The sequence below is a fragment of the Duganella sp. HH101 genome (genome assembly GCF_001758795.1).
Taxonomy (GTDB): Bacteria; Pseudomonadota; Gammaproteobacteria; order Burkholderiales; family Burkholderiaceae_D; genus Rugamonas; species Rugamonas rivuli.
In genome coordinates this window covers 48,109-61,800 of sequence record NZ_LRON01000019.1, presented here as the reverse complement: position 1 = coordinate 61,800, position 13,692 = coordinate 48,109, and the positions used below count along the sequence as shown (strand labels likewise).

General features: G+C 66.7%; 12 protein-coding genes. 2 read left to right on the top strand and 10 right to left on the bottom strand.

What is annotated here, in order from left to right; all coding sequences use genetic code 11:
• Positions 1 to 117: 117 nt before the first annotated feature.
• On the top strand, positions 118 to 1,653 hold the full coding sequence (locus DUGA2_RS24785) for an FHA domain-containing protein (protein ID WP_083296455.1): 1,536 nt from the start codon (positions 118 to 120) through the stop codon (positions 1,651 to 1,653).
• 10 nt (positions 1,654 to 1,663) lie between these two features.
• Here the strand turns inward: DUGA2_RS24785 and DUGA2_RS24780 are convergent, their stop codons facing one another.
• The 3 genes from DUGA2_RS24780 to DUGA2_RS24770 form a co-directional block, all read right to left on the bottom strand.
• The gene (locus tag DUGA2_RS24780; RefSeq protein WP_070272088.1) at positions 1,664 to 2,542 is read right to left on the bottom strand and encodes a pirin family protein; all 879 of its coding nucleotides are present in this window, start codon (positions 2,540 to 2,542) and stop codon (positions 1,664 to 1,666) included.
• A gap of 4 nt (positions 2,543 to 2,546) precedes the next feature.
• Positions 2,547 to 2,945 carry an OsmC family protein gene (locus tag DUGA2_RS24775; protein WP_008447752.1) on the bottom strand — a complete coding sequence of 133 codons (399 nt, stop codon included), beginning with the start codon at positions 2,943 to 2,945 and terminating at the stop codon, positions 2,547 to 2,549.
• Between the two features lie 76 nt (positions 2,946 to 3,021).
• Positions 3,022 to 3,309 carry a DUF1330 domain-containing protein gene (locus tag DUGA2_RS24770; RefSeq protein ID WP_070272150.1) on the bottom strand — a complete coding sequence of 96 codons (288 nt, stop codon included), beginning with the start codon at positions 3,307 to 3,309 and terminating at the stop codon, positions 3,022 to 3,024.
• A 102-nt stretch (positions 3,310 to 3,411) separates the two neighbouring features.
• On the opposite strand from DUGA2_RS24770, the gene DUGA2_RS24765 reads away from it, so the two are divergent.
• The gene (locus DUGA2_RS24765) at positions 3,412 to 4,296 is read left to right on the top strand and encodes a LysR substrate-binding domain-containing protein (RefSeq protein ID WP_070272087.1); all 885 of its coding nucleotides are present in this window, start codon (positions 3,412 to 3,414) and stop codon (positions 4,294 to 4,296) included.
• Here DUGA2_RS24765 and DUGA2_RS24760 read toward each other — a convergent pair whose 3' ends face one another.
• From DUGA2_RS24760 to DUGA2_RS24730, 7 genes are all read right to left on the bottom strand, one after another.
• Entirely contained in the window at positions 4,297 to 4,641 is a 345-nt protein-coding gene (locus tag DUGA2_RS24760) for a zinc ribbon domain-containing protein YjdM (RefSeq protein ID WP_070272086.1), read from the bottom strand.
• A gap of 44 nt (positions 4,642 to 4,685) precedes the next feature.
• The gene (locus DUGA2_RS24755; protein WP_070272085.1) at positions 4,686 to 6,992 is read right to left on the bottom strand and encodes a bifunctional serine/threonine-protein kinase/formylglycine-generating enzyme family protein; all 2,307 of its coding nucleotides are present in this window, start codon (positions 6,990 to 6,992) and stop codon (positions 4,686 to 4,688) included.
• 34 nt (positions 6,993 to 7,026) lie between these two features.
• A complete protein-coding gene (locus tag DUGA2_RS24750) occupies positions 7,027 to 9,294 on the bottom strand; it encodes a hypothetical protein (RefSeq protein ID WP_070272084.1) in 2,268 nt (755 codons plus the stop codon).
• A 101-nt stretch (positions 9,295 to 9,395) separates the two neighbouring features.
• Entirely contained in the window at positions 9,396 to 10,532 is a 1,137-nt protein-coding gene (locus DUGA2_RS24745) for a hypothetical protein (protein WP_070272083.1), read from the bottom strand.
• Entirely contained in the window at positions 10,529 to 11,653 is a 1,125-nt protein-coding gene (locus DUGA2_RS24740) for a hypothetical protein (protein ID WP_070272082.1), read from the bottom strand. Before DUGA2_RS24740 ends, DUGA2_RS24745 begins: the two co-directional genes overlap by 4 nt.
• A 3-nt stretch (positions 11,654 to 11,656) precedes the next feature.
• Positions 11,657 to 12,229 (bottom strand): hypothetical protein, encoded by a 573-nt coding sequence (locus DUGA2_RS24735; RefSeq protein WP_307171185.1) that lies wholly within the window; start codon positions 12,227 to 12,229, stop codon positions 11,657 to 11,659.
• A gap of 23 nt (positions 12,230 to 12,252) precedes the next feature.
• Entirely contained in the window at positions 12,253 to 13,605 is a 1,353-nt protein-coding gene (locus DUGA2_RS24730) for a hypothetical protein (RefSeq protein ID WP_070272080.1), read from the bottom strand.
• Positions 13,606 to 13,692: the final 87 nt, after the last annotated feature.

Genomic DNA, 13,692 nt, shown 5'->3' with positions numbered 1-13,692 from the left:
TGCGTGTCAGCCCCACGATGCGGCGCGGGTCAAAAATAAGTCGATTGCCGGGACCTTAGATTGCCAAACAGAGTGAAAACCGCATAAACTGACGGGTATCCCATCGGTCGGTTCGTCATGAAAAAATGCAGTAATGCCCAGCACCCGCATTGCACCTACTGGGTCATGCCAGGAGCGCAAACTTGCGAAGGCGGCCACGCCCAAGCAGAGCCCTCCAGCTTCGACCTGCTGAGTGCCGTGCGCAGCACCCGTTCCGGCGTACCCGGCACGATGCTCGATGCCGCCCCTGCCAACGGCGCCGCCCACGCGCCCACGACCTACGCCCGCCCCCTGCAACGCGCCCAGTCCGAGCGCCCGCAACTGCACATCAGCGGCTTCGACCCGCGCGCCGCCGGCGGCCGCCAGACCCTGAAGATGGAATTGCGCGGCATGCCCGAAGCCTGCGCCCCGCAACTGACGCTGCACGTGCAGTCCGACCTGATCCCCAACGGCGCCGCGCGCCAGCAGTTCGTGCGCGCCACCAACGGCGAATGGCGTCCCGTGTTTGTCGAGTTTTCCTCGCGCGGCAAGGAGCACGGCCAGTACCAGATCAGCATCGACCTGCTGAGCCAACACGCCGAACTAGCGTCGCGCAAATGGGTGTGCACCTTCGTCATCCTGGTGCCGCGCCTGGATGCGACGCTGACTGAAATCCACCGCATCTTCCTCAGCACGCACAAGAACGTGCGCGTGATGGCGGACGACGCCTCCATCGCCCGCGTCAGCGCGCAAGGCGGCGACAGCCTCGATATCGATGTCACCGCGCGCAACGCCGGCATCGCCCACCTGGACCTGAACGCACCGGCCGGCAAGGTCGACCTGGGCTTCTCGACCATCGCCTGGGACGAGGACCTGATCGAAATCGACATGCCGGCGGCAGCCGCCATGCACCCGCACCCAAGCCGCGCGGCCTGCCTGGTCAACGCCGCGCCGGAAGCCGGCGCGCAGCGCCAGATCCGCCTGTTCGCGATGGAGGAATGCGTGTTGGGCCGCTTCGAGCTGGTCGATCCGGAATCCGACGTGCTGCTGACCCACTACAGCGCCGACGGCCAGGACACCAACGGCCTCACGCGCCGCCTGTCCGGCCGCCACGCGGTGATACGCCGCGCCGGCCAGGGATTTGAAATCGAGGATGTGTCGCGCTACGGCGTGCTGCTGGACGGCGTCTGGCCGGGCAAGCACAAGCCGACCGCGCTGCGCCTGGGCATGCGCATAGAACTGAGCGCCAGTATCAAGGGCATCGTGGTGCTGTCGGTGTCGGCCATCATGCCGCACGGCGTGATCCTGCATCGCATCGACCAGGGCGCCAATGCCGAATGCTTCTACCTGCTGATGCCGGAAACGCATCCCGGCTATCCACTGAAGGCGTTTGCCGCCGCGCCGCACGCGGCCGCGCTACCGCTGCTGCTGCACCGCGACGGCGGCTTCTGGCACCTCGATCAGCTGACCGGCAAGGAAACAGCGCTGGCGCCGACGGTGCCGCTCGATAAACTGAGCCGCGTGCCGCGCCACAACCGCTTCGCCAGCGATCCGTATCCGGAACACTGGATCATCCGCACCGGCGCCACCGACCTGTATAGCACCGTGGCGGCCAACGCCATGTCGACCGCCTGAACCCGGATACTTAAGCTGGCCGTTTCGCCGGCAGTGGAATGAACTCGGTCTCTCCAGGCACCTTCTCGAAACGCTGCGCTTCCCAATCCTCGCTGGCCTTGACGATGCGTTCCTTGCTGGACGAGACGAAGTTCCACGACATGAAGCGATGGCCATCCAGCGGCTCGCCGCCGATCACCACGAACTGCGCATCCGCGTCGGCCTTGATCAGCTGCGCGCCTGCGGTATCGAGCAGCGCCATGCTGTGCAGCGCCAGCGGTGCGCCGTCGATGTGCAGCTCGCCGCTGATTGGATAGATCGCCGCTTCCGCCGGCAGGCCGCTCAGCGCCAGCTCATGGCCGGCCTTCAGCGTCACGTCCAGATACAGCGTCTGGCTGTAGGTCTTCACCGGCGAGGTCTTGCCGAAGGCCGAACCGACCAGCACACGCACGCGCGCGCCGTCCACGTCGAACTCCGGAATATCGGACGACGGCGTGTGGCAGAAGCCCGGTTCGTCCTCCTCGTGCGCGACCGGCAGCGCGGCCCACAGTTGCAGGCCGTGCGTGCGGTGCGGCTTGCCGACCAAATCCTTGGGCGTACGCTCGGAGTGGACGATGCCTCGGCCGGCCGTCATCCAGTTGATCGCGCCGGGTTCGATGCGCTGCACACTGCCGATGCTGTCGCGATGGTCGATCGCGCCTTCGAACAGATAAGTGACGGTGGACAGGCCGATATGCGGATGCGGGCGCACGTCATGGTCGGCGTCCAGCGGCACGTCGACAGGGCCGAAATGGTCGAAGAAGATGAACGGGCCCACCGCCTGCTTGATGGCGGACGGCAGGTAGCGGCGCACGACAAAGCCGCCGCCCAGATCTTTTTCATGGCCCTTGAGCAGATTCGAAATCGTCATGGTCTTATCCCAGCACGGTGGTGACTTCGGTGGTAACGGAAGTCATCAGCTTGTGGATCGGGCATTTCTGCGCGGCGGACAGCAGCTCTGCGCGCTGGGTCTCGGTCAGGTCGCCGGTCAGGTGCAGCGTGGCGGCCAGGCGGTAGGTGCCCTGGCGCTCTTCGCTGGCGTCGCGCTCCATGCTTACTTCCACATGCTCCAGCGGGATGTTCTTGCGCTTCGCGTACCAGACCACGGTGAGTGCTTTGCAGGCGCTCAGCGCCGCGTCGTACAGGTCGTGCGGCGAAGGGCCGGCGTCGTTGCCGCCCTCCTCCACCGAGCCGTCGGTCGACAGGATGTGGTTGCGCACGTGGACGATGTGGCGCATCGGCAGCGACTGGTCGCGCAGTACTTTGATAGTCATACGGTGTTCCTTGAAAACGGCATTATCAAAACCGTCACTCTACACCGTTTGACCGGGTTTCGCCTCTACTAAACGTCTACAAGCCGTTCAGCAGCACCATCGAAAAATCGGCACCGCCCTGACGCAGCTTCTTCAGCGGCGCGTGGGCCGGATCGTCATACCAGGCCTGCGCATGTTCCATCGACGGGAACTCGACGATGATCTGCGTTTCCGGCATCAGCGGCGAACCTTCCAGCACCAGAGGCGCCGCCTTCGCCAGCGGCTTGCCGCCGTGCTTTTGCGCCAGCGCCGGCATGTGCGCGCTGTATTCGGGCACCCATTCCGAGTTGCGTAAGGTGAGATAACCAATCGCGTATGCTGCCATGATGAACTCCTTGCTGTTGAATGAGGCTTCATTATTATTCAAAGCATTTACTACATAAATGAGCTAAGATTTCATAGACTCGTAACTAAAACTTTTGAATATATGAGCGATAAACTCCGCAGCATGCAAGTGTTCGTGGCCGCCGCCACCGCGCGCAGCTTCGCCGCCGCAGCGCAGGCGCTGGACATGTCCCCGGTCATGGTCGGCAAACACGTGCAGGCGCTGGAGCTGGAACTGGGCGCGCGCCTGATCGAGCGCACCACGCGCAGGCAGGCGCTGACGGAGATCGGCACCGTCTACCTGGAACGCTGCCGCGACGTGCTGGCCGGCGTCGAGGCGGCCGACCGCGTGGCAGAACACCTGCGCGCCGAGCCGCAAGGCAGCCTGCGCGTCTCCGCGCCATCCACCTACGGCGAACAGCGGCTGATGCCCGTTATCGGCGCCTATGCGGCGAAATACCCGCAAGTGAAACTTGATCTAGTACTGACTAATCGGGTGATCGACATGGCTGAGGAAGGCGTCGATGTCGTGATCCGTTCGGGCTCGCTGGTGGACAGCGGCTTGATCGCGCGGCCATTGCAGTCCGGGCGCGTGCTGCTCGGCGCCAGCCCGGATTACCTGAAGCGGCACGGCACACCGCGCCATCCGTCGGATCTGGAGAAGCACAACTGCCTGGTGTTTTCTGACTGGCGCCCGCATGCCGGATGGCGTTTCAACAAAAACGGGGAACAGGTCGAGGTGGCGGTGCGCAGCGCATTCACCAGCAATACCGGCGCGTCGCTGGTCTCGGCCGCCATCGCCGGCATGGGCGTCGCAATGCAGGCGGACATGCTGATGGAACCCGCGCTGAGAGAAGGAAAACTGGTGCGGCTGCTGCCGAAGTGGGAACTGCCTTCGCGGCCCATGCACATACTGCGCCGGCCGGAAGCGCGCCCCAGCGCCAAAGTCCGCAGCTTCGTGGACTTTGTGCTGGAACGGCTGGGATGATTACACGACTTTTTTAACGAACTCGGTTTTCAGGCTCATTGCGCCGAAGCCTTCGATCTTGCAATCGATATCGTGGTCGCTGTCGACCAGGCGGATGTTCTTGACCTTGGTGCCTACTTTGACGGTGCCGCCGCCGCCCTTCAGCTTCAGATCCTTGATGACGGTGACGGTGTCGCCGTCCTGCAGGATGTTACCGACGGAGTCGCGATACACCTTGGCGCCCTCTTCCGCCGCCTCGGCTGCGGTGGCGCTCCACTCGTGCGCGCACTCCGGGCACACCAGCTGTGCACCGTCTTCGTAGGTGAATTCAGAGTGGCATTTGGGGCATGGTGGCAAGGCGCTCATGGTAAGGTCCTGGTATTTTTAAGAAGGCAGCATTATACCAGCGGCTACACCAGTTTCCGAGCCACCCGGAAGCCGACGATGTCGTTGGCCAGCACCGCCGAGAAGCCGTTGCGCACCGACGAGCGCAGATAGCGCGGGTTGTAGAGCCACGAGCCGCCGCGCAGGACGCGCCGCACCTGGTCGCCGCCCTCTTCCCACGCGCTGCCGTCGACGGGGGCGCCGACGTAGTTATCGTGCACTACATCCTGCGTCCATTCCCACACGTTGCCGTGCATGTCGAACAGCCCCCATGGATTGGGCTGGAAGGCGCCGGCCTTGTTGGTGGCCTGCAGATAGGCGCCGCGCGGGCTGCCGTTGTACGTGTAGTGGCCGTCGTAGTTGGCCTGCTCGGTGGAGATGGTGTCGCCAAAGCTGAACGCGGTCTTGGTGCCGGCGCGGCAGGCGTACTCCCACTCCGCCTCGCTCGGCAGGCGGTAGGTCTGTCCGGTCTTCTCCGACAGCCAGCGCAGGTACAACTGCGCATCCACCCAGCTGACGCCGACCACCGGATGCTCGTCGTTCTGCGCAAAGCCGGGTGCGCGCCAGTCGGTGTCGGACTGCGATTCCCAGCCGGTGGCGCGCACGAACTGCCGCCACTGTCCCACCGTCACCGGGAAGCGCCCCATCGCGAACGAGTGCTCGATGCCCACCCAGTGCTGCGGCGTCTCGCGTTCCAGCCAGTTCTTTTGCGCGCCGGCCTTGATCGCCACCGCCTGTTCGTGTTCGTGGGAGCCCATCTGGAAGCGGCCGGTCGGTATCAGCACCAGGTCCGGGCCGACGCCCGTGCCGTCGACAAAGCGGTCGCGCAGCACGCCGTTGGCGTCGGCCACCGGGCTGCCCGCCGTGGGCATGAGCACGGCCAGTTCGGCGGCATTGCGTTCGGCCTGCTGCTTGCGGTGGCGCTCCTGCTCGGCGCGATACGCCGCCTCGGCCTTCAGCTGCGCGGCTTTGCGCTGCTGCTCTTCGCGCTCGTCGCGGGCTTTCTTGGCGTCGGCGTCGCGGCGCGCTTGCAGCTGCTCGCGCAAGGCCTGTTTGCGCGCCTGCGCGGCGGCTTCGGATTCGGCGCGCTGCTTCGCCTCCAGCAGGCGGCGCTGCTGATCCAGCTTGGTCTTTTCCACGGCTGCCGCCTGCGCCTCCGCCTGGCGGCGCGCGGTCTGCTCCGCCACCAGCGCCTGCCGTTTCATCTCGGCGATGCGCGCCTGTTCCGCCTGCGCGGCCTTGGCCGCGGCTTGGGCGGCCTGCTCCGACTGGCGCTGCTGCTCGCGGTCCTGCGCCTGCCTGGCTTGCGCGGCAAGTTCCTCCTGGCTTGGCCCGTCGGCGCGGCGCAGCTCCGCCAGCAGCTCGCTGACCGATGCCGGACGGCGCTCCTGCGCGTAGGCGAAGCCGTTTTGCAGCACCTTCCATTGCGCCGGGTTGAGGCCCTGCGGCGGCGACGGATGGAAGTCGGCCGGGCGCATGTCGTCGAACGGCATGCGGCCTTCCAGCAGCTGGTAGATCATCACCGCGACGGCGTAGACATCCAGCTTGGGTGCGGGCTGGCGCTGATGCGTGCCCGCTTCCGGCGCGCGGTAGCCGACAGTGCCGGCGTTGGGCGTCTGCAAACCGAGGCTGCTGCCGGCGCTGCGCGCGCGCGAGGCGATGCCGAAGTCCAGCAGCTTGATCTCGCCACGCTGGGTCAGGAACACGTTGCCGGGCTTGATGTCGCGGTGCACCAGCTTGTGCTTGTCCCAGGCGTATTGCAGCGCATCGCCGACGGGTGTCAGCAGTCGGAACACGGCTTCCATCGGCAGCGGACCTTGCGCCGCCAGATACGCATCCAGGTCCTGCCCCTCCAGGTACTCCATGATGATGAAGTAGCTGGAGGTGGCCGGATCCTGCGCCCACTCATAGACGCGGACGATGTTCTCGTGCGCCAGCTTGCGCGCCTGCGTCGCTTCCTCGATCAGCAGCTTGGCGTGGGTGGCGCTTTGCGTCAGCTGCGGCGGCAGGATCTTCAACGCCACCATGTCGCTGTGGCCCAGCTCCGCGTGGGTGGCGAGGTCGGTCGCCTGCCACACCTGGCCCATGCCGCCCATGCCGATCAGGCGCTCCAGCCGGTAGCGGCGGTTCTGCGGGCCGATCTCCTGGCCGGACATCAGCCCGAGTTCCGTCCCCTGTCGCACCGGCGGCGCAGCCGTGACGCTGCCTCCCGGCGGCGCGTACTCCGCATCCAGGATGGCGTTCTTGCGGCGGTCGAACTCCTGCAAGCTCAGTAGACCGTCATCATGTAAGGCCCGCAGTTCGCGGATCTTTTCTCTTGCTGTCTGCATCATTAAACTAAGTGTAACCGTTCCTGCACAAAGCTGTTCAAGCTAAAGGCACGCCGCATTGGGCGCAGAATTTGTCGAGCGGGTGGCCGGCCCGCGTTGGATGGCCGTTGGCGCAGTAGCGCACTGGCAGCGGCGCCGGTGCGGACGCTCCGGCCTGCGCCACGCCCACACCCAGCTGGCTCTGCGTCGTCAGCGCACTGGCGCTGGCGGCGTTCTGCACGTTCAGCAGGTCGAGCTGGTGGCGGCGATCCTTGTCCATTTCGCTGTCGCGGTGTGTGCGCTCCTCCAGCACCCGCTCATGTGCCAGCCGCGCCGCTTCGGCCGGGGTCACGCCATGTTCGGCCGCCACCACCTGCGCCAGCGCCTGTATCTGTTCGGCCGTCATGCCGCCCTGGATCTGCAGCTTCATGATCTGCGTGAGCGCTTCGGCGTTCGGCGCGGCGGCGGTGGCGACCTTGCCGCTGTCGCTCAGACGGCCTATGGTGTCGATACGCGTGATCTCATGCGACTGCTGCGCCAGCAGCACGTCGTACTCGCCCTTCCAGCGGGCGAATTTTTCTTCGCGCTCGTGCTCCAGTTTTTTCAGCTCGCGCTGCCACTGCGCCTCCTGTTCCTTCTGCTTCAGGATCTGGCGCTGCTCGTCCACTTCCAGCTGATCCAGCATGGCCTGCTTGTTGACGGCCAGGTTCTGGCGCTGATGCACGCCATCCGCCTCGATGGTGCGCAACAGTTTCTCGTACTGGGCCACGGCGTCGGCCTGCGCGCCGGCGCGCTTCAATTCCTCGATCTTCTGGCTGATCTCGGCCACCTGCACCGCATTGGCTGCGTCCTTGACGGCGTCGCCGCGCAGCATCTCGCGCTGGCGAGCCAGTTGCAGCTGGTCTTCCCACTCCTGCACGCGCTCGGCCTCGCGGCGGCGCGCGGCGCTGGCCAGGCTCAGGCCCTGGATGCGTTCGTTGTGGCCTTCGGCCTCGATTTGCAGCTCGCGTTCTTTTTCGGCCTTCTCGCGCTGGCGCAGCGCGGCCAGCTCATTGCGGCGATGCGATTCGTCCTCGATCAGCAGCGCCTGCGCGATCTGGCTTTCGATGGACTGCTGGCGCAGCTGGTGCGACAGCCGTTGCTGCGCCAACTGGCGCTGCCCGGCCGCCGTCTGCTGCTGCACTTCCAGCTCGGTGCGCATCTTGATCTGGGCCAGCTGGCGCACATGCTCCCAGTCGGCCTGCTCGCCGGCGCGGTGCGATTTGGTTTTCGCCAGCTCGTGTTCGAGATCGGCCAGGATGGTGCCCGCGCCCTTGTCGATGGCGACCTTGCGGGTTTTCGATTCCATCACGCGGCTGTACAGGTCCACTTCGCGCGCGCGCAGCGCCTGCAGGCGCTCGGACTCCTTGAAGGTCAGCTCGGCCTTGTTGACACTGGCGTCCTGGCGCAGCTCGGCGCGGCGCAGGTCGGAGCGCATCTTCTGCTCCTCGCGCCAGATGGCCTGCCATTCTTCCTCGTCGTAGATCTGGTCGAGCTGCTTGACATGCTCCAGCTGAACATGGCGCTCGTCGGCCACCAGCCACAGGGTGCCGATGCGCTCGCGGTTGTGGTCGAATTTATCGTGGCGCAGCGCGGCCGTCTCCACCCGTTCGACGGCCAGCCCGTAACCGGCCAGGCGCAGCTTCAGCGCGGCTTGCAGGCGCTCGTCCAGTTGCAGGCGCAGCTCGGCGTTCTGCGCCATGTCGCGCATGGCGCGGCTGCCGACGAATTCGGCCGCCACCTGGTGCACCGATGGCGCCAGCAGATCGTGCAGGTGCAGCGTGCTGACGACGCCGGGCACGGTCATGAAATGCTGGGCGAAGGCCGGCACGTTTTCAATGCGGATGCTGACGGTGAAGCGGGCCGATATCTTCAGGTGTTCCGCCGTTTGCAGGTCGCCGAACGAAAACTCCACCGGCAACGCGGTGCTGCGGGTGATCAGGATTTCGGCGTTCTGGTTGCGCAGAAGATGGTTCAGGCGAGTGAAGAAGCCTTCGATTTCGTATTCGCCTTGCGGTACTTCGGTGGCTTTGTCGGCTTGCAGGATGTAGGCGCGCGAGGTGGCCGGGACGCGCAGCGTCTTGGTGAAGATGCCGGACAAGGCGCTGACGCCGAAGTACACGGCCAGCTCGTCGTCGCCCGGTATCCAGCGGTTGTCGCGCAGGACCGGCTCGCTGCGCGGGGCGCCCAAGGTCAAACCGCAGTGCTTGCAGTAGCCCGACTGGTCGTCGTTTTTGTGCTCGCAGCGCGGGCATTTTACGCCGCCAAAACCAAACATTTGGAACATGTCAGACTCCTTCTTCGATTCATCTTCCGGGCCGCCCTGGCATCTGCCGATTTTAGCAGGGCACGCCCGTTTTCATTCTTGCGCACGATACGCGCGCCGCTTCAAATCATGCCGATCCGGTCGATGCAGGCCAGGCTGGCGCCTTTTTGCCGCAGTTCGGCCGCAAAACCGGCCGGCAACTCGCCCTGCCAGGCCTTGGGCAGCAGCACCCGGTCGCCCGGCACCGCTTGCTTTAATATCAATTCCAGCTTGGGCTCGCGGCCTTCCACCGTATCCACGCGGCCCGCATGCCAGGCGCTGGAGCAGCCGGTGGCGATCAGGCGGCCGCGCGGTACGAATTCGCGGCCGCGCGCGAGGCGGTCGGCCATCACCAGCGCCAGCTGGTACGATCCGCCCTGGAAACGCACCTGGCCGAAGCGCACCACGCTGCGCCAGCGTCCCAGTCCTTTGCCGTCGAAGTGGCGGGCGCCGGCCAGGGTCTGGCGCACTTCCAGTTGGGCGCTGAGGTCCAGGCCGGGGGCGGCGATGCTGTCTTCCTCCGTCGCTGCGGCGTCGCTTTCGATTGGGAAGACGCTCACTTCCACCCATGTCAGGCTGTCATTGACGCCGCCGCTGTGCAGCGGGAACCAGGTGCGCACGGTGGAAACGCCGGCCGATGGATCGGCGTGGCCGCTCAATGCGCCCAGGTGGGCAATGCGCTGGATCTGCGGCGAGACTTCGCCATTGGCCGCTGGGCCGCCGGCGATGATGATGTCTTCAGGGTTGATATGCGGCTGGGCGCGGGTCGCAGCCGGCGTCGGGCTGCCTTGCACGCGGCCCAGGTGCCAGTTGTCGGACCAGCCGTGGGCGTAAAGGCGGCCTGCCAATGCGGGCTGGAACAGGCCGCGCACCATGCGGTCGGCCAGCACGGCGGCCAGTTCCCAGTCGCGGTCTGCGGCGCCCGGCGGGATGTCCATGCTGAGGACGATCTGGTCGCGGCTGTCAAGGCGCACCTCGGTATGGCGGGCCAGGCGGACCACTTCCTGCATGCGCTCGGCGACGACCGGGGCGCCGGCCACGGTGCATTTGACGTCGGCGCGGTTGGCGCGCGGGCGGCGGCTGGCGGTGATCGTCACTACGCGGCCGTCGGCCAGCACGCTGCGGCATTCGGCGTTGGCGGGGACGTGGCTGGCCGAGAGCGTGGCGGACGCGGTGGGCGTGGTCGACGGCGTCGGCGTCGGCGTGATCGGCGTGGTCATAGCGTTGGCTCCGTGCGGGGCGCGTACGGAGCGCGGCGGAAGGCCAGGCCCGTTTCCAGGTTGGCGCAGATGCGGTCTGCTTCGTCCAACAGCCCTGGCCATAGTGCATGGGCGGCAAGCTGCAGGCGGGCCAGCAGCGCCCAGGCTTCGTCCAGCGCCTGCACGGCGAGCAGGGTCTGGCTGGTGCGGCGTGCCTGCTCTTCATGGGGCAGCGGCTGGTCGGGCGCAGCCCAGGCCAGCGAGGGCATGGTGTTGACGTTCAGCGCGGCCATGCCGAGGCGCAGCAACAGGGCCTGGTGCTGCTGGAAGATGGGTAGGCCTTCCGGCAGGACCAGCACGCGCAGGCCGCTGCTCAGGCTTGGCAGTTCGAGGAACAGGCGGCGCAGGCCGAACGCGTCCTGCCGCGCGGTTGCCGGTGCGGCGTCAGGCCGCGCGGCGCCAGGCGACGCCACCGAAGCCACCGATGCCACCGGTGCCCGCTCGGCCGGCGGTGCGGCGGCAGCGAAACTCTCGGCAGCGGCAGCGGCGGCGACGGCGACGGCTTGCTCGGCTGCGCGGGCTTTCAGCACATCGGCGAAATCGATCTGATCGCCCAGGTCGACCGGCACGCAGTCGTCCACCGTCACGCCAAAGCGCGTGTACATCAGCTGATTGAGTCCGGCACGGAAGGCGTGCCACTCTTCGAGCGAGGTGCAAGGCGGCAGATCCAGCGCGCCCTGGGCCAGCTCGATTTGCAGCGCCGACTGCGCCGACACGCGGAACGCCTCGACATCCAGCCGCTCCGCCATCTCGCTGTAAAGGTATAAATCGAACCGCTGCTGCGCCACGCGCGGGTTGGCGACATCGACGACAAACCGCAGCCGCAGCGCCCATTCCGGCGCCGCCGCAAACGGCGTCAGGTACACCGTGTACGGACCCGGATGAAAACACACAGCCATCTCGCCCGGCTCGCACGCCACCTTGCCCGCCGCCGCGCGGCGCGCATGGCCGCCGGCGTTGAACACCACCACCGTGCTATGAACCGGCGCAACATCCCCCGCCTCCAGCCTGAGTGCGATCAAGCTGGCTCCCAGCCCGCCGGTATCGGCGACCGGTTTGCGGCGCAGGGAAAATATGCCCATGGCTTAAGCCGGCACCGGCTCTACGGCGAAACCCGCACCGTACATCTGGAAATGCCGCGCCGGCGGCGTGGCGAAGGGCCAGCTGCATTCGCACTCGCCGTCCGCATCCAGGCGCCCCTGCAAAACGATCGCGCCGCCGCCGTCGATGACACGCACCATCACGTGCTCACGCAGCAGGCGCGGGGCAAACGGCGCCTCCGCCGACAAACCCAGGATCACCTGCCAGCCCTCGCCTTGCGGCAGGAAGTGCAGCGTCCAGCAGCCGTCGTCGGTCGCCAGCGATTCCAGCGCCGTGGCCGTGGCGGCCGCGCGCAGCATGCCGCTGCTGCCGGTCCACACCGGATCGTTGGCCGCCTGCCCTGCCGCCTGCCGCTCCAGCGACAGCTGCCGGAAACGCCGCAGCGTCAACGGCGAGGCCGATAGCGCCTGCCGCTCGTTCGGCGTCAGCACCCGGCTGCCGTCGAGCGCCCCCAGCAGCGTGGCGTCGGCCAGCATCAGGCGGTCGCCCGGCACGGCGCGGCCCAGCAGCAGGCGCTCCCGCAGCCGCGCTTCTTGCTCATCGTGTGCTGATTTCAATTCGTTCTCCTCCATTTCGCCGCCTAGCCCTTGCCGGTGTTGGCCGCGTACAGCTTGTCGATCGCTTCGTTGCGACGCTTGCGCAGCGTCGGCATCGAAATCCGGTCCAGCGCCGCCAGTTGCTGCAAGGTCGGCAGCTCGCCGGTGGCAGGGTCCAGCCAGGCGTCGGGATAGGTGTCGTCCGCGACGCCGAGCAGTTTCTGGTACACGGCCAGCCGGATCGGCAGAGATTCCGCCGCCAGTATGCGCAGCGCCCAGCTCCCGGATTCCTGCGCAGACCGCGCCAATTCAAGATAGCGGGGGGGCAGGGAAAGCGCCCCGGCCAGGGCCTGTTCGGCCGCCAGATCGTGCGCCAGATCGTGCGCCAGGTCGCGCGCATCAGGCTCCGGCGACGCCGTGGCGGCGGCGCCCTCGCCTTCCTGTTCCGCGTCGCCAGGCGCCTCGTCCGCCGCCGGCTCGGGCAGGATACGGTCCTCGTCCTGCAGGCCGCCGTGCGCCTCCTGCTGCTCGGACTCGCCGATCACGCGCCAGTAGTCTTCCAGCCACAGGGCCGCTTCGCCGGCGTCGCCCTGCCAGTCGTCGGCCCGGTCCAGGTTCGCCGACAGCTCCTCGTAATCGCCGATCTCCGCCAGCATCGCCGCGATCTTATCGGGACTGTTTTTCAGGCTGGCGAAACGCTTGGAGCGCGTATGCAGCGGCCCCGGCGAACCGGCGTAACGCTCCTGCGATTCGCTCCAGCGGATGATCCACTCCGCCTTGCAGCCGCCGATGGACTTCATCTGCCGCACCTCGATCGGACTGCCGTCCAGCGGACGCCCAAGGATGGCGCCCACCTGCCCCGCATGCTGCCGCCAGTCGGCGAACAGGCTGGCGATCTCGCGGTACGCGGTGTCGAGCATGCGGTAGGTGTAGATTTTGTTGGGCGAGCAGTCGCGGCCCGTGGTGGCGATGTAGCTGTCGGCGTCGACCTTGTCGCGCAGGCCGGCGTACATATCGTTGACCTTCTTGCGCATCACTCCCTCGGCGGCGGCGTCGAGCCAGAAGGCGCCGCTGCGCGCATGTTCGGCGGCGACGGCGGCGGCAAACGCCAGCCAGAACGACGGCTGCGCCTGGAGTTCGAACAGCAGGCTAAGCGACAGCTCGTACACGCTGTCGCCATAGCTGTTGCCCTCGGCCTCGGCGCGGGCCGAGCGGGCGCCCGCGCGCAGCGCTGCGGCTACCGCATCGGTATAGCTGTCGAGCAGCGGCGCGTGCTGCCCGGGGTCGAGCAGCTGGTGCATCTCAAGCTGCCGGAACGCCTGCAGCGAGCAGTGTCCGAGCAATTTGCGCACCTGTTCCCAGCCGTGCTCCTGATAGCGGGTTCCTGGCAAGCGCATACAGTCCTGTCAATAATAGAAAAACGAAAATGAGCGCGCTATGGCGGACGCCTCAAAATCATGCCACAAAAGCGGCGATTTCATTAT

Excerpts from the sequence above, each read along its gene's own strand:
- DUGA2_RS24785 (WP_083296455.1), top strand. The coding sequence starts at position 118 with ATGAAAAAATGCAGTAATGCCCAGCACCCGCATTGCACCTACTGGGTC.
- DUGA2_RS24780 (WP_070272088.1), bottom strand. The coding sequence starts at position 2,542 with ATGACGATTTCGAATCTGCTCAAGGGCCATGAAAAAGATCTGGGCGGC.
- DUGA2_RS24775 (WP_008447752.1), bottom strand. The coding sequence starts at position 2,945 with ATGACTATCAAAGTACTGCGCGACCAGTCGCTGCCGATGCGCCACATC.
- DUGA2_RS24770 (WP_070272150.1), bottom strand. The coding sequence starts at position 3,309 with ATGGCAGCATACGCGATTGGTTATCTCACCTTACGCAACTCGGAATGG.
- DUGA2_RS24765 (WP_070272087.1), top strand. The coding sequence starts at position 3,412 with ATGAGCGATAAACTCCGCAGCATGCAAGTGTTCGTGGCCGCCGCCACC.
- DUGA2_RS24760 (WP_070272086.1), bottom strand. The coding sequence starts at position 4,641 with ATGAGCGCCTTGCCACCATGCCCCAAATGCCACTCTGAATTCACCTAC.
- DUGA2_RS24755 (WP_070272085.1), bottom strand. The coding sequence starts at position 6,992 with ATGATGCAGACAGCAAGAGAAAAGATCCGCGAACTGCGGGCCTTACAT.
- DUGA2_RS24750 (WP_070272084.1), bottom strand. The coding sequence starts at position 9,294 with ATGTTCCAAATGTTTGGTTTTGGCGGCGTAAAATGCCCGCGCTGCGAG.
- DUGA2_RS24745 (WP_070272083.1), bottom strand. The coding sequence starts at position 10,532 with ATGACCACGCCGATCACGCCGACGCCGACGCCGTCGACCACGCCCACC.
- DUGA2_RS24740 (WP_070272082.1), bottom strand. The coding sequence starts at position 11,653 with ATGGGCATATTTTCCCTGCGCCGCAAACCGGTCGCCGATACCGGCGGG.
- DUGA2_RS24730 (WP_070272080.1), bottom strand. The coding sequence starts at position 13,605 with ATGCGCTTGCCAGGAACCCGCTATCAGGAGCACGGCTGGGAACAGGTG.